Source organism: Paractinoplanes deccanensis (assembly GCF_016862115.1).
GTDB classification, from domain to species: Bacteria; Actinomycetota; Actinomycetes; order Mycobacteriales; family Micromonosporaceae; genus Actinoplanes; species Actinoplanes deccanensis.
In genome coordinates, this window is record NZ_BOMI01000114.1 from 72639 (window position 1) to 95264 (window position 22626).

Sequence of the window (22626 nt, forward strand, 5' to 3'; positions counted from 1 at the left end):
CGGTACGACGCGCCGGCCACCCGCGGATTCACGCTTGTGACCGGGGCCTCAGGGCATCGGGGTGATGTGCTCGACGTCCAGGCGCAGGTCGATCAGGAGCGGCCGCTCCCGCCCCGCGATCACCTTGGCGACCTGGTCGAGGTCGTGCTCGTCGCGCACGGTGAAGCCCTCGCCGCCCGCGGCGGTGGCCAGGGCGGCCAGGTCGGGCCAGGCGAACAGCGACAGCGCCGGGTCGAGGCCGCGCCGGGTGAACTGGATGTGCTCGGCGCCGTAGCCGCCGTCGTCGCAGACCACGACGATCAGGTCCTGGCCCTCGCGGACCGCGGTGGCGAACTCGGCGACCCCGCCGTGCATGAAGCCGCCGTCGCCGGTGACCAGCACGGCCGTGCGGGTGGGGTCGGCCGCCGCGGCGCCGATCGCGGTGCCCATGCCGAGGCCGATCGAGCCGAAGTTGGCCGGCAGCACGAAGTGGCCCGGCTCGGTGCGGATGAAGCGCAGCGACTCCATCATGAAGCGGCCGCCGTCGCTGACCACGAGCCGGCGCTCGGGCAGCACCTCGTCGAGGCGGCGCAGCGCGGTCTCGACGTCGACCGTGCCGGGTGCCGTGCGCGGGCGCTCGCCCATCGCCTCCTGCGCGGCGAGCGACGCGGCCATCTCCGGCGTCCGGAAAGGGCGGGCCGGCATGCCCCGCAGGTCCGCCTCCTCGACGAGGGCGCCGGCCACCGCGCCGGCGTCGCCGAGGACGACGGCGCCGGCCGTGGGCGGGACGGCCTCGAGGCGGGTGTCCACGGCGATCACCCGGCCGCCGGCCAGCAGGGCGCCCTTCTTGGTGGTGTACCCGTTGAGGCCCGCGCCCAGGCTCAGCACCAGGTCGGCGCCGTCGATGATCTCCTGAGTGGCCGCGCCGCCGAGGCTGCCCGCGATGCCCAGCGCGAAGGGCTCGCCGCGGAACAGGTCGCGTGCCTTCAGCGTGGTGGCCACGGGCGCGCCGATCCGCTCGGCCAGGCGCAGCACCGCGGCGCGCGCGTGCAGGGCGCCGCGGCCGGCCAGCACGACCGGCCGTTTCGCCGCCGCGATCCGGGCGGCCGCCTCGGCCACCGCGACCGGGTCGGGCAGCGCCCGTTGCTCGTGCGGCAGCCGCAGTGGCACCTCGCGGTAGTCGACGTCGGCCGTCATGAAGTCCGAGGGCACGTTCAGCACGATCGGGCGGCGCTCGACGACGGCGCGGCGCAGCGCGATCGCCAGGTCGTCGAGGGTGCTCGCCGGGGTGCGGGCCTGCTCGAAGCCGGCGCCGGTGGGCAGCACGACGTCGCGCTGGGCGATGTCCTGGATGTTCCCGCGGCTCTCGGTGGCGGTGTCCCCGGCGATCAGCAGCATCGGCGCGCGGCCGCGGACGCCCTCGACCAGCCCGGTCAGGGTGTTGGTCAGCGCGGGACCGTGGGTGACGGTGACGACGCCGGGGCGGCCGGTCAGGTCGGCGTAGCCGAAGCCCATGAGCATGGCGCCGGCCTCGTGGGCGGCGCCGATGTACTTCCCGTCGTGCTCGTGCACGAAGCTGTGCACCATGAACAGGTTGGCGTCGCCGATCAGGCCGAACATGGTGCCGACCTGGTGAGCGGCGAGGGCGCGCGCGAGCGCGGCGTGCAACTTCATCTCGGTACTTCCCTTCTCACCGCCCTCCCCGACGGATGCGCGCCCCGCGCGTTCACGATCAGTCCTGTGTCGAGTCTCATGCTCTGCAACCTCGGCCACCGGTCCCCCACGTCCCATGAGGCAGGCTCTTGGCCGGAAAGGGGACGAAAATGTACCGATGGGTGATCGCGGGCATGCTCTGCGCATCCGTGGCGGGGTGCGGCACGACGCCGGATCCCGTCGAGGCGCAAGTGCACACGCTGCCGCCCGCGGCGCCGGCGGCGGCGCCGTCCCCTTCGCCGTCCGCCGCGCCGCGACCCGTCACCTATCCCGCGCACGGCGCCGCGAAATGGCTGATCGCGCCGGGGCAGCAGGGCCCGGCGGCGGGCACCGGCGGGCGCCTGATGCGCTACCGGGTCGCGGTCGAGCGGGACATCCGCAACCTGTCCACCCCGGCCTTCGCCGACGCGGTCACGGCCACCCTGGCCGACCCGCGCAGCTGGATCGGCGGCGGCTCCCTGCGGCTGCGCCGGGTCGGGCCCGGCCAGCCGTACGACTTCACGATCTTCCTCGCCACGCCGGACACCCGCGACCGGCTCTGCGGCGACGTCGCGGACGGCTACACGTCCTGCCGCAACGGCAACGCCGTCGTGCTCAACGTCGCGCGCTGGGTCAAGGGCGTGCCCGGCTACGCGGCGGGCCTGGCCGTCTACCGGCAGTACATGGTGAACCACGAGGTCGGCCACCGGCTGGGCCACGGCCACGAGCTGTGCCCCGGCGCCGGCCGGCCCGCCCCGGTGATGCAACAGCAGACCCTCGGCATGCACGGCTGCGTGCCGAACGCGTGGCCCTACCCGAAGGGCACGATCTATCACGGACCGTCCGGGCAGTACGACGACCAGCCGCCGGGGCGGGACGCGGGCCGGCTCTCCTAGCGACCGGGGTAACGCTCGGTGACCTCCTGGAGCAGGAAGCCGTTGCCGTCCGGGTCGGTGAACGACGCGAACGAGCCGTACGAGGCCCGGCCCGGGTAGAGCCCCGGAACCCGCTTGGCGGTGCCGGCGTGGTGGAAGACGCCGTCCTCGTCGTGGAAGATCTCGCTCACCTCGACGCCGCGGCCCACCAGGTCGGCCCGCGCCTCCTCGATGTCCTTCACGGTGAGGTGGATGTTCTCCACCGAGCCGGGAGCGGCCGTGCCGATGCCCGTGCCGACGACGATCGAGCAGGGCGACCCGGGCGGGGTGAAGTGCACGACCCGGAAGTCCTCCCCGTCGATGTAGTCGAGGTCCTCGCGGAACCCGATGCGCTTGAAGAACTCCTTGGACCGGTCGACGTCGGCGACCGGAAGGACGATCAGCTCGAGCTGGTAGTCCACCATCGTGCACTCCCCTTGGTGTGGAATCGGGTCCCACGATGCCCCGCCCGTGCCGCCGGTCGCCCCAGGGTGACACCCTGGGCGTCCCCCGTAGGTCACCGGTCGCCGAGGACCTTGGCGAGCTCGCGCCGCGACGTGATCCCCAGCTTCGTGAAGATCTTGCGCAGGTGCCATTCGACGGTGCGCGGGCTCAGGAAGAGCACGGCGCCGATCTCGGGGTTGGTGCGGCCCGCCACGGCGAGCCGCGCGATCTGCGACTCCTGGCTGGTCAGCGAGTCCGGCGCACTCGCCGTGGACCGGGCGCGGACCGTCTCGCCGGTGGCGGTCAGCTCCCGGCCGGCCCGCTCGGCGAAGGCCGCCGCGCCCATCGTGCCGAAGGCCTCGTACGCGGCGCGCAGCTGGGCGCGGGCGTCGACGCGGCGGTTCTCGCGGCGCAGCCACTCGCCGTAGAGCAGGCGGGTGCGGGCCACCTCGAGGCCGAGCCGCGACGCCGGCAGCAGCGCGAGCGCCTCCTCGAAATGCTTCTCCTCCGGCGTGACCAGTGCCGAGGCCAGCGCCAGCTCGCCGCGCGCCCACGGGGTGGGGTTGGCCGCGGTCAGCTCGGCGATGCGGTCGCGGGTGCGCGCCGCGGTCTCCAGGTCGCCGGAGCGGGCGGCCGCCTCGACCAGCTCGTTGAGCACCCAGCGGTGGATGCCCAGGTCGGGATGCTCCAGCGCGCCCCGGGCGGCCGTGGCGGCGGCCTGGTAGCGGCCGTACTGGTTGTGCAGCAGGGCGCGGTGGTAGGCGACGTGGTTGAGCACGCGGCCCTCGCCGCGCTCGGCGGCGGCCTCGGCGGCGGCGTCGAGCATCGCCCGCGCCTCCTCCTCGGGCTCGCGCAGGACCACCAGGGACAGCTCGGCGCCGGGCGGCGGGAACATCCCGGTCGCCTGCTGGAACGCCTTGGCCTCGTCGACCAGGACGGACGCGTCGGCGAACCGGCCGGCGTGCAGCAGCGCGCCCGCCCGGAAGCTCAGCGCCGCCGGGCGCCCCGCGATGCTCGCGCCCTCGCGGACGAGCCGGACCGCGCGCTCGGTGAGCCGGTGGAACGCCTCGTCGTCGCGGGCCTCGTTCAGCGCCGGCACGACCATCCAGAGCGAGTCCAGGTCGTCGTCGTGGACGAACGCGCCGACGCCCCGGGCGAGCAGCGGGATGCCCTGCACGGGCCCGTCCAGCGCCCAGGTGGTCAGGCCGGTGAGGAGCAGCCCGACGGCGCTCTCGTCGGCGGGCACCTCGCGCGCCCGGGCGGCGACCCGGCGCAGGTCGTCGCCGCCGAGGCGGCCCGCGTGCACCGCCGCGCCCGTGGCGGCGAAGAAAGTGCGGCGCGCGGCGTCCTGGTCGAGGTCGGCGAGCTTGTTCGCCGCGGCCAGCAGCGGCTCGACCGCGGACCGGCCCGGGTTGAGGGCGAACGCGATCTGGGAGCGCAGCACCTCCACGTCGGCCTGCTGGAGCGGGTCGAGCGGACCGAGCTCGGCGGCGGCCAGCAGCTCGGGCACCAGCGCGGGCCGGCCGGCCGTGAACTGGGCCCAGGCGGCGGCGAGGGCCCGCCGGGCGCGGGGCTTGGGATCGGGCGTCAGCTGGGCCGCACGTTCCAGGAACGCGGCGGCCGCCGACCGGCCACCGCGGGCGAGGGCCCGGCCGGCCGACTCCTCCAGCTCCACGGCGACCTGCTCCTCGGGGCCGACCGCGGCGTGCGCGCGGTGCCAGGCGCGGCGGTCGGGGTCCTGCGCGGGGTCGGTCACCTCGGCCAGCGCCCCGTGCACGCGGCGCAGCTCGGCCAGGGGCGCCGAGCGCCAGGCCGCCGAGCGCACCAGCGGGTGCCGGAAGCGCACCCGGGTGCCGATCTCGACGAGGCCCGCGGTCTCGGCCGGGCCGGCCGCGTCCACGCCGACGCCGAGCCGGTCGAGGGCGCGCCACAGCAGCGGCACGTCGCCCACCGGCTCGACGGCGGCGGCCAGCAGGACCGTGCGGGTGTCCTCGGGCAGCTCCCCGATGCGGCGCTCGAACCCGGCCTCGACGCGGCCGGCGAGCGGGGCCGAGCTGTGGCCGCCGAAGCCGAACGCGAGCTCGGCGGGGCTGAGCCCGCGCGGCAGCTCCAGCAGGGCCAGCGGATTGCCGCGGGTCTCGGCCACGATGCGGTCGCGGACGCGCGCGTCGACCCGGCCGGGCAGCACCGAGTCGAGCAGCGCCCGCGCGTCGGCGTCGGAGAGCCCCTCGACGCGCAGCTCCGGCAGGCCGCCGAGCAGCTGCTCGCCGCCGGGGCTGCGGGCGCCGAAGACCAGCGCGACCGACTCGGCGTCGAGCCGCCGCGCCACGAAGGTGAGGATCACCTCGGACATGCGGTCGAGCCACTGCACGTCGTCGACCACGCAGAGCAGCGGCTGGTCGGCGCCGGCCTCGGCGAAGAGCCCGAGCACGGCGAGCCCGACGATCAGCGCGTCGGGCGGCTCGCCGGCGGCCAGCCCGAAGCCGGTGGCGAGCGCCTGCCGCTGCGGGTCGGGCAGCCGGTCGAGATAGCCCATCAGGGGCGCGCAGACCTGTTGGAGCGCCGAATAGGCGATCTCGGTCTCCGGCTCCACCCCGGCGGTGCGGGCGACCCGCTCGCCGGTCGCCGCCTCGGTCAGGTAGTCGAGCAGGGCGGTCTTGCCGGCGCCGGCCTCGCCGCGCAGCACCAGCACCCGGCTGCGCCCGCCCCGCACGTCGCGCAGCAGCCGGTCGAGCTCCTCCTGTTCGCGGCGTCGCCCGCGCAGCAGCGTCTCCACGTCAGAGTCCCAGGGCGTTGAAGAGGTTGAGCCAGATCTCGCTGCGGGTCGGGAAGGCCGGGACGGCGTGCCGCAGCCGCCGGAGCGGCACCTCCCCGACGATCGCGATGGTGGCGGCCTGGAGGAAGTCCGCGACGGCAGTGCCGGTGACGGTGACGCCGACGAGCACGTCGCGGTCGGTGTCGATGACGAACCGGCTGGTGCCGCCGCCCCCGCCGGAGAAGCGGCCGCCCGCGTTGCCGTCGGTCTCCACGTCGACGACCCGGGTCCGCAGGCCCGCCGCGGCCGCGGCGGCCGAGGTGAGGCCGACCGCGGCGACCTGCGGCTCGGTGAAGATCACCCGCGGCGACCCGGCGCCGTCGGCGAGATGCTCGGTGACGATGCTGCGGCCGAGGATCTCGCCGGCCGCGATGCCCGCCTGGTACTTGGCCATGTGCGTGAACAGGGCACGGCCGTTGAGGTCGCCGATCGCGTAGAGCCAGTCGTGTCCCGGCACGCGCATCCGCTCGTCCACCCGGACGTAGCCGTCCGCGGGCGCGCCGACGGTCTCCAGGCCGAGATCCGCCGTCTGCGGCGTGCGCCCGGTGGCCACCAGGATCTCGTCGGCGGTGACGCTGCCGCCGTCGCTCAGCCGGACCGTCACGCCGCTGTCGTCGCGCCGCACGGAGGTGGCCGTCGCCCCGGTCAGCACGTCGACGCCCTGCTCCTTGAGGGACGCCGCGACCTGCTCGCCGGCGAAGTCCTCCTCGCGCGCAAGCAGGCCGTGGCCGCCGGCGATCAGCGTGACGCGCGCACCGAGCGACGCGTACGCCTGGGTCATCTCGGCGCCGACCACACCGCCCCCGATGACGATCAGCGAGGCCGGGATCGCCTCCGCCGTCGTCGCCTCCCGGTTGGTCCACGGCCGCGCCCCGGCCAGTCCGTCGATGTCCGGCAGCGCCGCTCGGGTGCCGCCCGCCAGGATGACGGCCCGCCGGGCCTCGATGACCTCGTCGCCGGCCACGACCCGCCGCTGTCCCGCGAGCCTCCCCCGGCCCCGGATCAGCGTGATGCCGCGCTCGGTGAGCCACGGCACCTGGTAGCCGTCGTCGAGGTGGCCGATCAGCTCGTCGCGGTAGTCCAGCACCGCGCGCACGTCGAGCGGCCCGGTGACCGCGGCCGAGACGCCGGCCGTCCGGCGCGCCTCGGCGAGCAGCTCACCGGGGCGCAGCAGCGCCTTGGACGGGATGCACGCGTAGAACGAGCACTCGCCGCCGACCTTGTCGGACTCCACGATCGCCACGCTCAGGCCCGCCTCGGCCAGCTTGCCGGCCGCCACCTCGCCGCCCGGGCCCGCGCCGATCACCACCACGTCGAAACTCCGCATGCTCCGATCTTCGTACACGGCGGCGCCCGGAAGGCCCCGTGGTGGACCCTGGTGTCCCCGGCCAGGGACCCCCCGGGGTGACCTCACGCGTCCAGGCCGGCCGCCTTCGCCATGTACGCGGCGTACCAGGACGGCCACTGCTCGTCGTAGTGGCCGAGCACCTTCTCGTGCTCGCCGTGCGCGGCCGCGGCGTCGCGCAGCGCCTGTTCCACGGCGGCCACCGAGTCGTAGACGACGCGGTCGGTGCGGCCCGGGTGCCGGCTGGTGACCTCCTGGACGAAGAAGAGATTGCCGTCCGGGTCGGTGAAGGAGAACCAGGAGCTGTACGACCTGCGCTCCGGGTGCGGCCCGGCGACCCGGTCCTTGCTGCCCGCGTGGTGGAAGACGCCGCCCGCGTCGTGGAAGATCTCGCTCGCCTCGGCGCCCTTGCCGATCAGCTCGTCCCGGGCCGCGGCGATGTCCCCGGTGACCAGGGTCACGCTCTGCGCGGTGCCCGGCCGCTCCTCGGTGATGTCGTTGCCCAGCATGATCGACGCCGCCGAGCCGGGCGGGGTGAAGGCCACCAGCCGCAGTCCGTCCGCGCCGGAGTAGTCGGTGTCCTTGCGCCAGCCGAGCCGCTCGTAGAACTCCTTGGCCGCGTCCACGTCCGAGACCGGCAGGACGACAACTTCGATCTTGAAATCAACCATGCCCTCAGCCTCTCCCGCCGGGCACCGGCGGCGCCCCAGGGACGGTCCCTGGCTTCCACCCGGGCGCGGAGGGCCGCGTCACCGTGGTGAACGCGCCCGGCCGTCGCACGTCGAACCCGGCGAGAGAAGGAGGCGATCCATGGCGGACGTCATCGTCGTCGGCGCCGGCCCCACGGGGCTGTGGTTGTCGGCGGAGCTGGCCCTGGCCGGGCTGTCGGTCACGGTGCTGGAACGGCGCGCGGAGCCGGTCACGTTCTCGAAGGCGATGGGCGTGCACGCCCGTACCCTCGAGGTCCTGGCCATGCGCGGCGCGCAGGGACCGCTGCTGGCGGCGGGCCGGCCGGTCCCGGACTGGCACTGGGGCGTGCTGCGCAGCCGGCTCGACCTCACGGCGCTCGACACCCCGTACCCGTTCATGCTCGCCGTGCCGCAGGAGCGCACGGAGGCGGTGCTCCAGGAGCACGCGCTGGCCCTCGGCGTCCGGATCGAGCGCGGCCGCGAGGTGACCGGCCTGCGCCAGGAGGACGGCGAGGTGCTCGTCGAGGCGGGTGAGACGCTGAGCGCCGCGTACGTGGTGGGCTGCGACGGCGGCGGCTCGGCCGTGCGCAAGGCGTCCGGGATCGGCTTCCCGGGCACACCGGCGCGAGTGGTGGGCTTCGTCGCCGACGCCGTGCTCGACGATCCGCCGCCGCCCGGGTTCTCGCTGGTCGCCCCGGCCGGGGCGCTGCTCGTGGCGCCCGCGCCCGGCGGCCTGTTCCGGCTCGGCGGCTACGATCCGCGCCACCAGGACGTGGCCGCCCCCTTCCCGGCCGACGAGCTGCGCGACTTCCTGGTCCGGGCGACGGGCAGGGACTTCGGCCTGCGCGAGGCGGTCTGGCTGTCCCGCTTCGGCAACGCGACCCGGCAGGCGGACGTCTACCGGTCGGGCCGGATCCTCGTGGCCGGCGACGCCGCGCACATCCACTTCCCGACCGGCGGCGTGGGCCTCAACACCGGCGTGCAGGACGCGATGAACCTGGGCTGGAAGCTGGCCGCCGTGCTCAAGGACGGCGCCCCGCGCAGCCTGCTGGACAGCTATCACGACGAGCGCCACCCGGTCTCGGCCGCGGTGGGCGCGGACACCATGGCGCAGACCGCGCTGCTGACGGCCATCACCCCGGAAGGGGCCGCGCTGCGCGCCGCGGTCGAGCAGCTGCTCGCGGATCCGGCCGCGAACCGGGCGATGGCCGAACGGGTCAGCGGGCTGTCGGTGGCCTATCCCCCGGCGGATCCGGCCGCTCACCCGCTCACCGGCCGCCGCGCGCCGGCCTCGTCCTTCCCGCTGCTGCACCAGGGCCGGCCCGTGGTGCTACGCGAGGGCGCGACGATGCTGGTGCGGCCGGACGGCTACGTCGGGTGGGCCTCGGACGACCCGGCCGCCGAGCCGCCGGCGCTCTTCTAGCGAAGCAGGGAGCCGCGTTGCCGGACGGCGCGGCTCCCGACCCGGACGGCGACGGCGACGGCGTCCGGCAGCGGGCGGTCGCGGCTGAGCTCCAGCGCGAGCGCGGCCAGGAACGCGTCACCGGCGCCGCTCGAGTCCACGGCGTCCACCCGGGGCGCGCTCACCGTGCCGGTTCCGCCGAGGTGGCCGTACGCGGCGCCGCGCCGCCCGGCGGTGACGACGGCGGCCGGCACGCCGAGCGCCAGCAGGCCGTCGACCGCCTCGGCGGCGCTCGCCCGGGAGGTGCCGAGGACCGCGGCCGCCTCGTGCTCGTTCACGGCGTACAGGTCGAGGCCGCTCAGGAACGCGGTGTCCAGGCCCGGATCGGGGACGAGGTTGCCGATCAGCAGGGGCGGGCGGGGCAGGGCGCGGACCGCCTCGGGCGGCACGTCGAGCTGGGCCACGACGACGTCGGCCACCACGCGGGCGGCGTCGGCCGGGCGGGGATCGGTCCCCGGGGAGCGGGCGAACGTGACGTACGACTCGCCGTCCGGGGTCACCTCGATGACGGCCGCGCCGGTCGGCACCCCGGGCAGCAGCCGGAAGCCCGCACCGTCCACACCGCACTCGGCGAGCGTGCGGGCGAGCATCCGGCCCCACTCGTCGTCGCCCGCGTTGGCGATCAGCGCCGCGCGGCCGCCGAGCCGGGCGACCGCGCAGGCCTGGTTGAACGCCTTGCCGCCGGGCGTCACGGCCAGCGGCGAGCCGAAGGCGGCGCGGCCCTCGGACGCCCGGTGCGGCACCCGGACGGTCAGGTCGGCGTTCGCGCGGCCGAACACCGCTATCGTCTTGTCCACGCTGTGATTGTCGGCTGTCTCAGGCCGCCGGCGGCGGGCTCAGCACGACCTTGCCGCGCAGCGCGCCCGCGGCGTAACGGCGGTGCACCAGCGGCGCCTCGGTGAGCGGCAGCCGCTCGGCGATGCCGGTGCTGACCCCCGCGGTGTCGACCAGCCGGGCGATCTCGGCGAGCTGCTTGGCGTCGCGGCGCACCGTCATCACCGAGGTGGTGACGCTGCGCGGGCGGTCGATCGGGGCCGGCCCGGTGATCGAGACCAGGCTGCCGCCGGGACGGATCCGCGCGACCAGGTCACTCAGCTCCGCGCCGCTCGCGGGAGCGGCGTTGAGCACGCCGTCGAACGGCGGCATGGTGAGGCCCGCGGCACCCCGGTCGACGACCAGGTCGGCCCCCGAGGTCAGCGCGGAGGCGATGCTCGCCGGCCCGGCCCGGCCGATGACCGTGGCGCCGGCGAGCTTGGCGAACTGCACCGCGAGGCGGCCCACCGCGCCGCCGGCGCCGTTGACCAGGATCCGCTGGCCGGGCTCGACCCGCAGCTGCTCGTGCACGGCCTGCCAGGCGGTGAGCCCGGCGACCGGCAGGGCCGCGGCGTCGGCGAGCGCGATGCTCTGCGGCGCCGGGGCGAGCCCGTCCGCGGGCACCACGGCGAGCTGGGCCATCGCCCCGTCCGTCTCGGCCGGCAGATAGGCGATCACCGGGTCGCCCACCCGGTAACCGGTGACGCCGGGACCGAGCGCGGCCACCCAGCCGGACAGGTCGACGCCGGGGATGTGCGGCAGCTTCAGCGCGCACGAGTAGCGCAGCGCCCCGGAGCGGATCGCGGCGTCGGCCGGGTTGAACGACGTGCCGGCGACCTCGACGAGCACCTGGCCGGTGCCGGGCGCCGGGCGCGGCACCACCTCGTAGCGCAGCACCTCCGGCCCGCCGTACTTGTAGTAGCGAATGGCTCTCATGGCCTTCCCTCGGAGAGCTCGATGTAGCGCTCACGCAGGCCGGCGGCGCCGGGCCCGATGAGCGCGAGGGTGTCGTGACCGACGCCGAGCGACGCCGGCAGGGTGTGCGTGCGCAGCCGGATGCCGCAGGCCGCGGCGATCCGCCGGGGCACCGCGAAGGCCGCCACCGGATCCACCACGCCGTCGGTCTCGCTGATGACGACGGCGAGCGAGCGCAGCCGGGTGCGGCGCGGCGGGCCGGGCAGCCGGTGCGCGATCGCGAGGTAGCGCGTCACCGCCGTCAGCGAGTAACCGCGCGACGTGACGCGGTCGGGCAGCAGCCCCCGCCCGTACAGGAACGTGAGCGGGCGCACCGCCCAGGCCGGCGCCTGCCGGGGGTCGGGGCCGAAGAACGGCGAGAGCAGCAACAGATGGCGTACGACATCAGCACTGTTCTGGGCGAGCCAGGTGGCCAGCACCGCGCGCTCGGTGCGCGAGCCGTGGCTGAGCAGGCGGCTGCGCGAGCCGGGCCGCACGGCGGGGTCGGCGGTCTCCCGCTCGACGACCGCCGACGCCTGCCTGGTCGCGTCGAGAAGGTCCATCACCGGCTACCAACGTCCCTGGTCGCGCGCTGTTCATGTCGGCTGCCTCACACGGGTGCGGGCCGCCCAGCGGCCGTCGGCGCGGGTCACGCCGACCGGGTGCCCGAAGGCCGCCGACACGTTCTCGGTGGTGACGGTCGCCACGGCGGCGCCGGCGGCGACCACGCTGCCGGCGCGCAGCAGCAGGGCGTGGCTGGTCGTGGTCGGCAGCTCCTCCAGGTGGTGGGTGACCACGACGGAGGCGAGCCCCGGCTGCGCCGCGAAGAGCGCGTCGAGGGTCTCCAGCAGCTGCTCGCGGGCGGCGACGTCGAGTCCGGTCGACGGCTCGTCGAGCAGCAGCAGCCGCGGCCGGGCGGTCAGCGCGCGGGCGATCAGGGCCCGGCCGCGCTCGCCCTGCGACAGGGTGGGCCAGCGCTCGCCGGCGACGGCGGCCAGGCCGAGGTCGCCGATCAGGCCGTCGGCCCGGGCCACGTCGTCGCCGGCGGGCCGCCACCGGGCGGGCAGCTCGATGGAGCCGGTGAGGCCGGTGAGCACCACCTCGCGCACGGTCAGCGGCGAGCGCAGCGGGTGGCGCGGGTCGACGTGCCCGATGCTGCGGCGCAGCTCCTGCATGTCGACGCGGCCCAGCCGGTGGCCGAGGACGTGCACCGTGCCGGAGGTGGGGTGGGCCCGCGCCCCGCAGAGGCCGAGGATCGTGCTCTTGCCCGCGCCGTTCGGCCCGAGCAGCGCCCAGTGCTCACCCTCGCGCACCGTCAGGTCGACACCGTGCAGGATTTCCTTGCCGGCCCGGCGGAACCGCACGTCCCGCAGCTCCACCACGTTCTCGATCATGTGGGGCAACGGTACTCACCGGCGCGGCCGGGCGGCCGGGCGGCCGCCGCGGGGGCGCTCGTTGTCCGGGCCGGCCATCGAGCGGCGCAGCGACTGGAGGGCGTAGAACGCCCGCGACTTGACCGTGCCGACGGGCACGCCGAGGCGCTGGGCGGTCTCGCGGGTGGAGCGGCCCTCGAAGTAGAGCTCGGTGAGGATGCGCTGGTGCATCGAGCTGAGCGAGCCGATCGCCGTGCGCAGGGACTCCAATGCCACCACCGTCTCGGTGATGTCGTCCTCCGACGAGGACGGGAAGGCGTCGATCAGCTCCACGCCGATCGGGCGGACCCGGGTGCGGCGGATCGCGTCGATGCCGACGTTGCGCGCCACGATGAACAGCCAGCGCCGGGTGTGCTCGGGCTCGGACGGCAGGTCGTCCATGTGCCGCCACACGCGGATCATCGTCTCCTGCAGGAGGTCCTCCGCGCTCTGCCGGCTGGCCGCCGTGAAGCCGTTCAGGTAGCCGAGCAGCACCTGGCTGTACTGCGTGTGGATGTCGTTGATCGTCGATGCCACGTCGACCCCCCAAAGCTCTTGATTGCCTTGGTATCCACCGTCGCCGTCCCGGGGTACCCGGCGAACCCGTGCGGCACCCTGGTCGGAGCACTGGCGGCCCCCGGGGGCCGCCCCCGGTGCCGTGGGCCACACGGCTGGACTTGCGGGTCCATTTTTCCGCCGTCACCGTTACGGCCATGAATCACTACTACCTGCTGGGCCGCTCGGGCCTGCGCGTCAGCCGGCTCGCGCTCGGCACGATGAACTTCGGCGTCGACGGCTTCCACGCCGCCTACGGCAAGAGCGAGGAGGAGGCCGAGCCGATCTTCCGGGAGTACGTGGAGAACGGCGGCAACCTCATCGACACGGCGGACTTCTACACCGCCGGCGAGAGCGAGCGCATCCTGGGCCGCCTGATCGCCAGGGCCGGCAACCGCGAGCGCCTGGTGCTGACCGGCAAGTTCACCAACACGATCGACCCGAGCGACCCGAACGCGAGCGGCAACGGGCGCAAGCACATCGTGCGGGCGCTGGACGCGACGCTGCGCCGGCTCGGCACCGACTACCTCGACCTCTACCTGCTGCACACCTGGGACCGGATCACCCCCGTGGAGGAGGTGGTGCGGACCTTCGACGACCTCGTGCGCGCCGGCAAGATCCGCTACGCCGGCCTGTCGGACACCCCGGCCTGGTACGCGGCACGCGCGCAGACCTTCGCGGAGGCCCACGCGCTGACGCCGATGGTCAACCTCCAGCTGCCGTACGCCCTCAACAACCGCGGCATCGAGCCGGAGTTCGCGCCGATGGCGCAGTCCCTGGGCATCGGCATCACCGCGTGGAGCCCGCTCGGCGGCGGCCTGCTCAGCGGCAAGTACCGCGGCGATGCCCAGGCGAACGGGCGGCTCGCCGGCCGGGAGATCGGCGCGCACGACCGCAAGGTGCTCGACGCGCTCGCGGAGGTGGCCACCGAGCTCGGCCGCCCGATGGCCCAGGTGGCGATCAACTGGACCGTCACGCAGCCCGGCGTCGCCTCGGCGATCGTCGGCGCGAGCAGCGCCGGGCAGCTGCGGAGCAACATGGCCGCCCTCGACTTCGACCTGCCGGCGGAGGCCCGCGAGCGGCTCGACGAGGCGAGTGCCCCGCAGACGCCGCAGCTCTACACGATGTTCACCCCCGAATACCAGTCGTGGATCGTCAGCCCCGGCCTGGCCATCGGCGACAAGCCCGCGGGATACGCTCGGCCCGTGCTGAACGCCGCGAGCCGATGACCCGCAGCCTCACCGCCAAGGGCGCACAGACCCGTCGCCGCATCGTCCTCGGTGCGGCGGCGGAGCTGCGCGAACGTGGCGTCGACGCGGTGCGCCTGGAGGACGTGATGGCCCGCACGGGCACCAGCAAGAGCCAGCTCTTCCACTACTTCCCGGACGGCAAGGAGGCCCTGCTGCTCGCGGTGGCCCGGCAGGAGGCCGACCAGGTGCTCGCCGACCAGGAGCCCTACCTGAGCGAGCTGACGTCGTGGGCGGCCTGGCAGGGGTGGCGCGACCTGCTGGTCGAGCGCTACGTGGCGCAGGGCGACCGGTGCCCGCTGGGCGGCCTGCTCGGCGAGGCGGGCCGGCGCGCACCGGCGGCCAAGGCCGTGCTGACCGATCTGATGGACCGCTGGCAGGCCGCCCTCGCGGCCGGCATCCGGCACATGCAGGCCGCCCACGAGATCCCGCCGGCCGTGGACGCCGCGTGCGCGGCCGCGGGGCTGCTCGCGGGCATCCAGGGCGGGGTGCTGCTGCTGACCAGCACCGGCCGCACGGAGTTCCTCGAATCGGCGCTCGACCTGGGGATCGAGGGGCTCAGGCGGGGCGCCTGAAGGTCCCGTACCACTGGAACCGGGCCAGCTCGGCCGCGACCGCGTCGTCCTCCTCGGCGGCGCCGGCCGACACCTGATGGGCGATCGTCTGCATGCCGCCCCAGATCATCAGCCGGCCGGCGGTGGCGGCTTCCAGGTCCTTGGTGGTGCGCCCGGCGGCCTGCTCGGCGGCGAGCAGCCGCTCGGCCAGGGCGACGAACTGGTCCAGTTGCGCCGACCACGCGTCGCGCACCGTCTCGTCGTACGAGGTCACCTCGAGCACTGCGGCCAGCGTGGGCGCCCGCTTGCGATAGAAGTGGATCACCTCGGCCATCGCGCGCTCGAACGCCTCGAGCGCGTCCGGTGCGGCCGGGTCCCACGCGGCCATCATCTCGTACGCGGCGCCGGCGAGCGTGCCCGCGAGGCTCAGCGCCAGCTCGCTCTTGTCGCGGAAATGCAGGTAGAACGTCGACCGGGCGACGCCGGCCTCGGCCGCGATGCGCTGCACGCCCAGCTCGGTATAGGTCGCTCCGCCCGCAAGCAACCGTTCGGTGGCGGCGACGATCTGCGCCTGCACGGCGGCGCGCCGGTCGGGCCCCGCGGCGGGGCGGCGTGTGGTGGACGGCATAGCCCGATCCTAGATCGGGCGATGTACCGTTCCTGCCGTCGGACACAGTGTCCGACACAATGTCCGGGAGACGACGATGACGACGATCCTGCTTGTGCACGGCGCCTGGCACCAGCCCGCCGGCTGGGAGAAGCTCGCGCGTGAGCTGCACGCGCTGGGATACGCGACGATGGCTCCGGCGCTGCCGAGTGCCGGCACCGCGCCCACCGGCGACGTGCACGACGACGCCGCGGTGATCCGTCAGGCGATCGACGCGATCGACGGCCCGGTGGTGGTCGTCGCGCACTCCTACGCGGGCATCCCGGTCACCGAGGCGGCGGCCGGCGTGCGGCACATCATCTACCTGGCGGCATACCTGCCGGACGCCGGCGAGTCGATGTACACCATCCACGGCATGCCCGAGCCCGCCGACAAGTCCGGGCTCTTCCCCCGCACCGCCGACCCGCGCACCGCGCTCTACGGCGACCTGAGCGACGAGGAGGCGGCGGCCGCGGCGGCCCAGCTCGTCGACCAGTCGCTCGCCTCGTTCGCCACCCCGGTGACCCGGGCGGTTTGGCACGACGTGCCGAGCACGTACATCGTCACCGACGAGGATCGCTCGCTGCCGGTCGAGTTGCAGAACGAGCTCGCCAGGCGGGCACGCGACGTGCGCCACCTGCCGAGCTCGCACTCGCCTCAGCTGTCGATGCCCGCCGAGCTGGCGAAGCTCATCGACGACATCATCCGTGGGGACTGACCTTCACCTGGGCGTCGAACCACGCCGCCTCGCGCAGCGTGGCCATCAGCCGCTCCCGGCCGGCCTCGTCCTGCCGGTCGATGAAGAGCACCCCGTCCAGGTGGTCGGTCTCGTGCTGGATGCAGCGCGCCAGCAGCCCGGCGCCGACCACCTGCACCGGGTCCCCGTGCTCGGTGTAGCCCTTGGCCGCCACGTTCAGGCGGCGCTTGGTGTCGAGATAGATGCCCGGGATCGACAGGCAGCCCTCGGGGCCGTCCTGCTCCTGTTCGTCGGGAAACTCCAGCACCGGGTTGATCAGATGGTCGAGCCGCGCGTCGTTGCCCGGCAGGTCCGGGTTGATCGCGAAGACCCGCAGCCCCACGCCGATCTGCGGCGCGGCCAGGCCGGCGCCGCGCGACTGGGCCAGCGTCTCGTTGAGGTCGCGCACCAGCGCACGCAGCTCGGCGTCGAAAGTGGTCACGGGATCGGCGACGCGGCGCAGCACCGGGTCGCCGACCTTCCGGATGGACACAACGGTCATGGAAGAGAACGTACCCCGCACCGCCACCGACAGTCGGCGCGGAAAGTACTTGCCAAGCAGGAAAGTACTGGCCCATACTTCAAGGCATGGATCCCATCGACGCCGAGCTCGCCCTGGCCGAGGTCCGCGCCCGTCGCGACCAGGTCGTCACCTCCACCCTCGTGCCCTCGTGGTTCTGGCCCGCGACCGGCGCGCTCATGCTGCTGTTCGTCGGCGCCGTCGAGAGCGCTGTCCCCTGGCTCGTCGCCACCGGCTCGGTGCTCTACGCGCTCGGCCTGTCCGCGCTGATCCTGGCCGTGGTCCGCCACTCCCGGGTCCAGGTGCGCAACTCGCTGCTGGGCCTGCGCGGCGCCCTCGCCATCGCCGCCTTCACCGTGGGCCTGGTCGCCGCCGGGCTGGCCGTCGCCTTCACCCTGGACGCGTTCGGCGCTCCCCTGCCGGCCACGCTCGGCTGCGTGCCCGTGGCCCTGGCCCTGGCCTTCGGCGGCCCGCGGCTCATGGCCCACCTGCGCCGCGTGATGCTGTCGCGTCCCCTCGCGGACGCCCGGTGACCGGCGTCGAGCCGCGCTTCGACGACCTGATCCACGCGCCGACGCGGCTGTCCCTGGTCAGCCTGCTCACCGCCGCCGAGTGGGCCGACTTCAAATTTCTGCGCGAGCAGACCGGGCTCTCCGACTCGGCCCTCTCCAAGCAGCTCACCACCCTCGAGGACGCCGGCTACATCGACATCCGCAAGTCCTTCGTCGGCAAGCGCCCGCGCACCTCGGCCCGCCTCACCCCGGCCGGCCGGCAGGCCTTCGCGGCCCATGTCGCCGCGCTCCAGCAGATCGTCGCCCGGTCCGGCCTGGAGGTGACCCCCTGATCGGATTAGGGCGGTCGTCCCGGCTGAAACGCCCCTTCGCCCGTTCCGGCCGGGCCCGGCCGATACATACGGTTCTCCCGTGTGCACCTCCGAACCCATCGCCATCACCGTCGGCTTCCCGCAGGCCACCTCGGACGCCCAGTCCCTGATCCTGGGCCTGCGCGAGGTGATCCTGCGAACGCGGGTCGACCACGTCCGGCCCGCTCCCGCCCCGTCCGCCGCGGGCACCCGCTCCGGCGAGGTCCTGACCGTGGGCGCCCTGGTCGTCACCCTGGCGCCGGCGGCCGTCGAGAGCCTGCTGTCCGCGGTCACCGCCTGGCTGACCCGCCAGCCCACCACCATCGAGATCGAGATCGACGGCCACCGCCTGCGCGGCCCGGTGACCCGCGCCCAGCGCGACGCCCTCATCGCGCACTACCTGCGCCACACGGCTTCCCGCGCCACGCCCGCCCAGCCTCTGCGCACACCGGCCACCCCGAGCGCCACGCCGTCATAGCCCGGCTCGAAGGTCAGGCGGTCACGGGCAGCGTCGCCGCGATCGGCCACGCCGAGTGTCACGCCGTCATAGCCCGGCTCGAGCCGACCGGCCGCGGCGGGTCAGGCGGTCACGGGCAACGTCGCCACGATCGGCCACGCCACCAGGAGCGAGCCGGCGAGCGCGGTCGCCCACGCCGGGGCGGCCAGGCGGTTGAGGACGGCGCTCCAGCCGGCCTGCACCAAGAACAGCACGGCCAGCAGCGGCACCACGAGCAGGAGGAACCCGTTGGTCAGGCCGAGCGTCGCGGCGGCGGTCAGGGCCACGACGGTCACCGCCGAGACGGCGAGGACGCCGAGGGTGCTGCCGCCGAAGAGCCGTTCGCTCGCGTACGACAGAAGGGCGAAACCGGCCCACACCACCGGCAGCAGCCACCACCGGGCGCCGACGGGCACCATGCTGGTGAAGCCGAGCTGCAGGGGCACGACGATGGTCACGGCGGCGTATCCCACCAGGACGACCGCCGCGGCCACCGCACGCGGGCGCGGCACCGGCGAGCGGACCGCGCGCTTGCGGAGGGTCAGCGCCAGCAGGACGGCGCCGAGGACGAAGGTGAACGCGACCGCGTAGTCGCCCGAGTCGAGCGGGAAGCGCGACGTCGGCAGGACGGCCGCGGTCAGCGCCGCCACGACGGCGGCGGCCACGACGGCCACCAGCTGGAGCGGGCGCAGCCGGGCCGGCGCGACCGGGTCACGGCGGCCGAGCAGCACGCGGGCGACCGGGACGACCCCCAGCAGCAGCGCCACGAAGAGCAGCCCGGCACCGGCCAGGCGGTGCAGCGGCGACGGGAGCGGCGCGGCGGTGAACGGGCCGCCGAAGCCGTCGTCCAGCCAGGCGGCCGTTTCGCGGTGCGCGCGCGGAGCGTACAGGATGGAGATGTGCTCGACCCCGGGGATCGTCACCGCCTTGCTGCCCGCGACGCGCCCGGCGGTCTCGGTGGCGGTGGCCCGGAAATCGGCGAACTCGCCCTGCCCCACCAGCAGGAGCAGCCGGGCCGGCCGGCCCGGGGGCGCCGACGGCAGCGAGATCGCCACGGTGGCACCGATCTCCCGATGCTCCGCCGCGTAGCGGGTCACCGCGCCGGCACCCATCGAATGCCCGACGAGGGCGACTCGTGAGGTGTCCACATCGCGCAGCCGGCGCAGGTGGTCGAGGGCGACGCCGAGCTCGCCCTGGAGGGCGTCGTTGCCGGTCCGCGCCCGCGGGTTGGCCCCGTGACCGGCGAAGTCCAGCAGCACCACCACGTAGCCCCGGGCCGCGAGGGTGTCACCGAACTGGGCCATCAGCCTCGCCGACCCCGCATAGCCGTGCGCGACGACGACGCCCGGGCGCCGCTCGCCGGGCTTGAGCCCCCGCGGATGCACCTCGTGCAGCGGCACACCGTCCACCACCACCCGCCGCGGCGCCGCGTCGCCACCGGACGTCGCCAGCAGCGCGAGGCCCGCGCCCGCCAGCAGCACGGCGACGAGCGCCACCACCAGACTTCCCCGACCCGAGAGCACAAGCGACGGTATCGGGATCGCCCCGGCACTCGCCTCCCGGAAACGTGCCGTACCGGCCTTCCGTTCCCTCGCGCGGCAAATTTCATCGATGTGTCTAAGTATTGCAATCCTGTGACGCGGAACGCCATGATGACCGTCAATCCGTTCCCCGTCCCCACGGAGTCCCCATGTCCCTCACCCGCCGCACCCTGCTGTCCGCGGCCGCCGCCGGCCCGGCCGCCGCGGTGCTCGCCGACCTCACGCCGGCCACGGCCGCCTCCCCGCCCGGCGACGTCGTCGGGAAGATCAGCGTCGGTTACCAGGGCTGGTTCTCGTGCCCCGGCGACGGCGCGCCGATCGGCGGCTGGTGGCACTGGAGCCGCGACCGGTTCCAGCCGCCCTCGCCGAGCAACACGACGATCGTGTCCTGGCCGGACAACCGCGACTACGCGCACACCTATCCGACCGCGTACCCGAACCTCGGCAACGGCGGCCCGGCAACGCTCTTCTCCTCGTACGACCAGCAGACGGTCGACACGCATTTCGCGTGGATGCGCACCTACGGCATCGACACCGCCGCCCTGCAGCGCTTCAACCCGATGGGCGACGAGGGGCCGACCCGCGACGCCATGGCCCGCAAGGTCCGCACGGCCGCCGAGGCGACCGGACGCAAGTTCTACATCATGTACGACGTCACGGGCTGGACGAACATGCAGTCCGAGCTGAAGTCCGACTGGACGGCCACGATGTCCGCGCACACCGCGTCGCCCTCCTATGCGCGCCAGAACGGCAAGCCCGTCGTCTGCGTCTGGGGCTTCGGGTTCAACGACGACGGGCGCCCGTTCACGCCGTCCGCGTGCCTCGACGTCGTCAATTGGCTCAAGGCTCAGGGCTGCTATGTCATCGGCGGCGTGCCGACCTATTGGCGCGAGGGCAAGAACGACAGCCGCGCGGGCTTCCTCGACGTCTATCACGCGTTCCACATGCTGTCGCCGTGGATGGTGGGCCGCACCGGCACGCTCGACGGCCTCGACTGGTTCTACGCCAACGTGAACACGGCCGACCAGGCCGACTGCAACGCGCACGGCATCGACTACCAGCCCTGCGTCCTGCCCGGCGACCTGTCCTCGGGGCACCGGCGGCACGGCGACTTCTACTGGCGCAGCATCTACAACATGGTCCGGCTGGGCGCCCAGGGCCTGTACGTCTCCATGTTCGACGAGTTCAACGAGGGCAACCAGATCGCGAAGACCGCGGAGACGGCCGCCTCGGTCCCGGCGGGCACGGGCATCCGCGCGCTCGACGAGGACGGCACGTTCTGCTCCGCCGACTACTACCTGCGCATCACCACGGACGGCGGGCGCATGCTCAAGGGACAGCTGGCGCTCACCGCCGTACGGCCGACTCCGCCGACGGTGGGTACGCCACCGCAACCCACCGGGGATCTCGCCGCCGGCAAGGCGGTGAGCGCGAGCAGCAACAACGCCGGATTCGCGGCCGCCAACGCCGTCGACACCAACCCGGCGAGCTACTGGGAGAGCAGCGGCGCCTTCCCGCAATGGCTCGAGGTCGACCTCGGCGCCTCCTACGCCGTCACGCGCGTGGTGCTGCGCGTGCCCGCCGGCTGGGAGCGCCGCACCCAGACCATCGCGGTGCAGGGCGGCGCCGCCACCTCGTACACCTTCGATCCGGCCTCGGGAAACGCCGTCACGCTCACGCTTGCCGGCACTGCGATCCGCACGCTGCGGCTGAGCTTCGCGGCCAACTCCGGCTGGCCGGCGGCACAGCTTTCCCAGATCCAGGTGTACGCGGACAGCACGCCCCCGCCCGCGACGGACCTCGCCCGCGGCCGCCCGGCGACGGCGAGCGGCCAGGCCCAGTCGTACGCCCCGGCCAACGCCGTCGACGGCGACGCGGGCACCTATTGGGAGAGCGCGAACAACGCCTTCCCCCAGTGGATCCAGGTCGACCTCGGCGCCGCGACGACGGTGAGCCGTTTCGTCCTCAGGCTGCCACCGTCGTGGGGCGCGCGCACCCAGACGCTGAGCATCTCGGACGGCGCCACGACGCTGGTCCCCGCCGCGGCCCGCACCTTCGATCCCGCCGCCGGCAACACCGTGTCGCTCACCTGCCCGCCGGCGCAGGCCCGCACCGTGCGCGTCACCGTCACCGGCAACACGGGCTGGCCGGCCGGGCAGCTCTCCGGCCTGGAGGTCTACTCCGCCTGACCGTCGCCCGCCGCGTCCCGCAGGCGGTCGAGCGCCCCGGCCCAGTAGGTCTCGTACCTCGCCAGCCACGGCGCCATGGCCCGCGACATCGCGTCCGCGTCGATGGCGTACAGCTGATGGCGGCCCTGCCGGGTGGCGGTGACCAGACCCGTCGCCCGCAGGGCCATCAGGTGCTTCGAGATGCCCGACGCCACCAGCCCCGGGAAGTGGGCGGCCAGCTCGCTCACGCTCAGCGTGCCGTGCTCGGCGAGCAGGTCGAGGATCCGCCGCCGCGTCGGGTCGGCCATCGCCCGGAAGAGGTCGCCCGTCTCCCCCTTCTCACCCAACGCCGGTCCCCGCCGCCTCGGCGAGCCGCTGGAGCACCTGGTGCTTGTCGGCCCCGCGCTCGTACGCCTCGACCGTGCCCTGCCAGTCGGGCTTGCCGATCCCCGCGAATCCGTCGTGCACGAGCACCACCCGAGTGCCACCCGCGACCGGCTCCAGCGTGACGACGAGCCGCCCCGGATGCACCCAGCCGGAGTCCTCCTCGATCCAGGACAGCACCAGCCGCCCCTCCGGCACGATCTCCAGCACCGTCCCGCTGATCCACGTCTCCCCGTCGGGGCCGGGCATCCGATAGCCCCCGCCCAGCCGCAGATCGATCTCGATCCCCGGCGACATCCACCGCCGCAGCCCGTCCTCGGTGGACAGCCACCGCCACACCGCACTGGGCGGCTGCGAAATCTCGATGGAACGCGCGACCTCGGGCATGCCCGTCTCCT

Annotated in this window: 24 protein-coding genes; 9 read left to right on the forward strand and 15 right to left on the reverse strand. The window is 74.4% G+C overall.

The window, feature by feature from the left end:
• Positions 1-48 precede the first annotated feature (48 nt).
• The gene (locus tag Ade02nite_RS28430) at positions 49-1653 is read right to left on the reverse strand and encodes a thiamine pyrophosphate-binding protein (RefSeq protein ID WP_203770521.1); all 1605 of its coding nucleotides are present in this window, start codon (positions 1651-1653) and stop codon (positions 49-51) included.
• Positions 1654-1802: 149 nt separating this feature from the next.
• On the opposite strand from Ade02nite_RS28430, the gene Ade02nite_RS28435 reads away from it, so the two are divergent.
• A complete protein-coding gene (locus Ade02nite_RS28435; RefSeq protein WP_203770523.1) occupies positions 1803-2567 on the forward strand; it encodes a DUF3152 domain-containing protein in 765 nt (254 codons plus the stop codon).
• Here the strand turns inward: Ade02nite_RS28435 and Ade02nite_RS28440 are convergent.
• From Ade02nite_RS28440 to Ade02nite_RS28455, 4 genes are all read right to left on the reverse strand, one after another.
• A complete protein-coding gene (locus Ade02nite_RS28440; protein WP_239169117.1) occupies positions 2564-3010 on the reverse strand; it encodes a VOC family protein in 447 nt (148 codons plus the stop codon). The genes Ade02nite_RS28435 and Ade02nite_RS28440 overlap by 4 nt on opposite strands.
• 92 nt (positions 3011-3102) lie before the next feature.
• Entirely contained in the window at positions 3103-5805 is a 2703-nt protein-coding gene (locus Ade02nite_RS28445; protein WP_203770524.1) for an ATP-binding protein, read from the reverse strand.
• Between the two features lies 1 nt (position 5806).
• Entirely contained in the window at positions 5807-7171 is a 1365-nt protein-coding gene (locus tag Ade02nite_RS28450) for a dihydrolipoyl dehydrogenase family protein (protein WP_203770526.1), read from the reverse strand.
• Positions 7172-7254: 83 nt separating this feature from the next.
• Positions 7255-7860 (reverse strand): VOC family protein, encoded by a 606-nt coding sequence (locus Ade02nite_RS28455; RefSeq protein WP_203770536.1) that lies wholly within the window; start codon positions 7858-7860, stop codon positions 7255-7257.
• 139 nt (positions 7861-7999) lie between these two features.
• Between Ade02nite_RS28455 and Ade02nite_RS28460 the strand changes: the two genes are divergently transcribed.
• Complete coding sequence (locus tag Ade02nite_RS28460; RefSeq protein WP_203770538.1) at positions 8000-9301, forward strand: FAD-dependent oxidoreductase; 1302 nt, start codon at positions 8000-8002, stop codon at positions 9299-9301.
• Here Ade02nite_RS28460 and Ade02nite_RS28465 read toward each other — a convergent pair.
• Genes Ade02nite_RS28465 through Ade02nite_RS28485 form a run of 5 tightly spaced genes read right to left on the reverse strand, consistent with a single transcriptional unit; the run spans position 9298 to position 13056 of the window.
• Positions 9298-10137, reverse strand: coding sequence for a PfkB family carbohydrate kinase (locus tag Ade02nite_RS28465; protein ID WP_203770540.1), 840 nt, complete (start codon positions 10135-10137; stop codon positions 9298-9300). The two genes, Ade02nite_RS28460 and Ade02nite_RS28465, sit on opposite strands and share 4 nt — an antisense overlap.
• A gap of 19 nt (positions 10138-10156) precedes the next feature.
• Positions 10157-11089, reverse strand: coding sequence for an NADP-dependent oxidoreductase (locus Ade02nite_RS28470; protein WP_203770542.1), 933 nt, complete (start codon positions 11087-11089; stop codon positions 10157-10159).
• Positions 11086-11673 (reverse strand): hypothetical protein, encoded by a 588-nt coding sequence (locus Ade02nite_RS28475; RefSeq protein ID WP_203770544.1) that lies wholly within the window; start codon positions 11671-11673, stop codon positions 11086-11088. The genes Ade02nite_RS28470 and Ade02nite_RS28475 overlap by 4 nt, the downstream gene beginning before the upstream one ends.
• A gap of 30 nt (positions 11674-11703) precedes the next feature.
• On the reverse strand, positions 11704-12501 hold the full coding sequence (locus tag Ade02nite_RS28480) for an ABC transporter ATP-binding protein (RefSeq protein ID WP_203770551.1): 798 nt from the start codon (positions 12499-12501) through the stop codon (positions 11704-11706).
• A 15-nt stretch (positions 12502-12516) separates the two neighbouring features.
• Positions 12517-13056, reverse strand: a complete 540-nt coding sequence (locus Ade02nite_RS28485) for a sigma-70 family RNA polymerase sigma factor (RefSeq protein ID WP_203770553.1) — start codon at positions 13054-13056, stop codon at positions 12517-12519.
• A 176-nt stretch (positions 13057-13232) separates the two neighbouring features.
• On the opposite strand from Ade02nite_RS28485, the gene Ade02nite_RS28490 reads away from it, so the two are divergent.
• Positions 13233-14303: an aldo/keto reductase gene (locus tag Ade02nite_RS28490; protein ID WP_203770555.1), complete on the forward strand. Its 1071-nt coding sequence runs from the start codon at positions 13233-13235 to the stop codon at positions 14301-14303.
• The gene (locus Ade02nite_RS28495; RefSeq protein WP_203770557.1) at positions 14300-14896 is read left to right on the forward strand and encodes a TetR/AcrR family transcriptional regulator; all 597 of its coding nucleotides are present in this window, start codon (positions 14300-14302) and stop codon (positions 14894-14896) included. The genes Ade02nite_RS28490 and Ade02nite_RS28495 overlap by 4 nt, the downstream gene beginning before the upstream one ends.
• Here Ade02nite_RS28495 and Ade02nite_RS28500 read toward each other — a convergent pair.
• Positions 14880-15503 carry a TetR/AcrR family transcriptional regulator gene (locus Ade02nite_RS28500; protein WP_203770559.1) on the reverse strand — a complete coding sequence of 208 codons (624 nt, stop codon included), beginning with the start codon at positions 15501-15503 and terminating at the stop codon, positions 14880-14882. The two genes, Ade02nite_RS28495 and Ade02nite_RS28500, sit on opposite strands and share 17 nt — an antisense overlap.
• A gap of 76 nt (positions 15504-15579) precedes the next feature.
• On the opposite strand from Ade02nite_RS28500, the gene Ade02nite_RS28505 reads away from it, so the two are divergent.
• Positions 15580-16239, forward strand: coding sequence for an alpha/beta hydrolase (locus Ade02nite_RS28505; protein WP_203770561.1), 660 nt, complete (start codon positions 15580-15582; stop codon positions 16237-16239).
• Here Ade02nite_RS28505 and def read toward each other — a convergent pair.
• Positions 16223-16759 (reverse strand): peptide deformylase, encoded by a 537-nt coding sequence (gene def, locus Ade02nite_RS28510; protein WP_203770563.1) that lies wholly within the window; start codon positions 16757-16759, stop codon positions 16223-16225. The genes Ade02nite_RS28505 and def overlap by 17 nt on opposite strands.
• A gap of 86 nt (positions 16760-16845) precedes the next feature.
• Between def and Ade02nite_RS28515 the strand changes: the two genes are divergently transcribed.
• The 3 genes from Ade02nite_RS28515 (at position 16846) to Ade02nite_RS28525 (ending at position 18117) form a co-directional block, all read left to right on the forward strand.
• Positions 16846-17310, forward strand: a complete 465-nt coding sequence (locus tag Ade02nite_RS28515) for a hypothetical protein (RefSeq protein WP_203770570.1) — start codon at positions 16846-16848, stop codon at positions 17308-17310.
• On the forward strand, positions 17307-17621 hold the full coding sequence (locus Ade02nite_RS28520; RefSeq protein WP_203770572.1) for a winged helix-turn-helix domain-containing protein: 315 nt from the start codon (positions 17307-17309) through the stop codon (positions 17619-17621). The genes Ade02nite_RS28515 and Ade02nite_RS28520 overlap by 4 nt, the downstream gene beginning before the upstream one ends.
• A 79-nt stretch (positions 17622-17700) precedes the next feature.
• The gene (locus tag Ade02nite_RS28525; protein WP_203770574.1) at positions 17701-18117 is read left to right on the forward strand and encodes an effector-associated constant component EACC1; all 417 of its coding nucleotides are present in this window, start codon (positions 17701-17703) and stop codon (positions 18115-18117) included.
• 101 nt (positions 18118-18218) lie between these two features.
• On the opposite strand, the gene Ade02nite_RS28530 is transcribed toward Ade02nite_RS28525, so the two are convergent.
• The gene (locus Ade02nite_RS28530; protein ID WP_239169118.1) at positions 18219-19634 is read right to left on the reverse strand and encodes an alpha/beta hydrolase; all 1416 of its coding nucleotides are present in this window, start codon (positions 19632-19634) and stop codon (positions 18219-18221) included.
• 191 nt (positions 19635-19825) lie between these two features.
• Here Ade02nite_RS28530 and Ade02nite_RS28535 point away from each other — a divergent pair, with 191 nt between their 5' ends.
• Positions 19826-21865: a glycoside hydrolase family 99 protein gene (locus Ade02nite_RS28535; RefSeq protein WP_203770576.1), complete on the forward strand. Its 2040-nt coding sequence runs from the start codon at positions 19826-19828 to the stop codon at positions 21863-21865.
• Here Ade02nite_RS28535 and Ade02nite_RS28540 read toward each other — a convergent pair.
• Positions 21853-22191 (reverse strand): ArsR/SmtB family transcription factor, encoded by a 339-nt coding sequence (locus Ade02nite_RS28540; RefSeq protein ID WP_203770579.1) that lies wholly within the window; start codon positions 22189-22191, stop codon positions 21853-21855. The two genes, Ade02nite_RS28535 and Ade02nite_RS28540, sit on opposite strands and share 13 nt — an antisense overlap.
• Positions 22184-22615, reverse strand: a complete 432-nt coding sequence (locus Ade02nite_RS28545) for an SRPBCC family protein (protein WP_203770581.1) — start codon at positions 22613-22615, stop codon at positions 22184-22186. Before Ade02nite_RS28545 ends, Ade02nite_RS28540 begins: the two co-directional genes overlap by 8 nt.
• Positions 22616-22626: the final 11 nt, after the last annotated feature.

Coding starts and splice junctions, on each gene's coding strand:
- Ade02nite_RS28430 (WP_203770521.1), bottom strand. CDS start 1,653: ATGAAGTTGCACGCCGCGCTCGCGCGCGCCCTCGCCGCTCACCAGGTC.
- Ade02nite_RS28435 (WP_203770523.1), top strand. CDS start 1,803: ATGTACCGATGGGTGATCGCGGGCATGCTCTGCGCATCCGTGGCGGGG.
- Ade02nite_RS28440 (WP_239169117.1), bottom strand. CDS start 3,010: ATGGTGGACTACCAGCTCGAGCTGATCGTCCTTCCGGTCGCCGACGTC.
- Ade02nite_RS28450 (WP_203770526.1), bottom strand. CDS start 7,171: ATGCGGAGTTTCGACGTGGTGGTGATCGGCGCGGGCCCGGGCGGCGAG.
- Ade02nite_RS28455 (WP_203770536.1), bottom strand. CDS start 7,860: ATGGTTGATTTCAAGATCGAAGTTGTCGTCCTGCCGGTCTCGGACGTG.
- Ade02nite_RS28460 (WP_203770538.1), top strand. CDS start 8,000: ATGGCGGACGTCATCGTCGTCGGCGCCGGCCCCACGGGGCTGTGGTTG.
- Ade02nite_RS28470 (WP_203770542.1), bottom strand. CDS start 11,089: ATGAGAGCCATTCGCTACTACAAGTACGGCGGGCCGGAGGTGCTGCGC.
- Ade02nite_RS28480 (WP_203770551.1), bottom strand. CDS start 12,501: ATGATCGAGAACGTGGTGGAGCTGCGGGACGTGCGGTTCCGCCGGGCC.
- Ade02nite_RS28490 (WP_203770555.1), top strand. CDS start 13,233: ATGAATCACTACTACCTGCTGGGCCGCTCGGGCCTGCGCGTCAGCCGG.
- Ade02nite_RS28495 (WP_203770557.1), top strand. CDS start 14,300: ATGACCCGCAGCCTCACCGCCAAGGGCGCACAGACCCGTCGCCGCATC.
- Ade02nite_RS28500 (WP_203770559.1), bottom strand. CDS start 15,503: ATGCCGTCCACCACACGCCGCCCCGCCGCGGGGCCCGACCGGCGCGCC.
- Ade02nite_RS28505 (WP_203770561.1), top strand. CDS start 15,580: ATGACGACGATCCTGCTTGTGCACGGCGCCTGGCACCAGCCCGCCGGC.
- def (WP_203770563.1), bottom strand. CDS start 16,759: ATGACCGTTGTGTCCATCCGGAAGGTCGGCGACCCGGTGCTGCGCCGC.
- Ade02nite_RS28515 (WP_203770570.1), top strand. CDS start 16,846: ATGGATCCCATCGACGCCGAGCTCGCCCTGGCCGAGGTCCGCGCCCGT.
- Ade02nite_RS28535 (WP_203770576.1), top strand. CDS start 19,826: ATGTCCCTCACCCGCCGCACCCTGCTGTCCGCGGCCGCCGCCGGCCCG.
- Ade02nite_RS28545 (WP_203770581.1), bottom strand. CDS start 22,615: ATGCCCGAGGTCGCGCGTTCCATCGAGATTTCGCAGCCGCCCAGTGCG.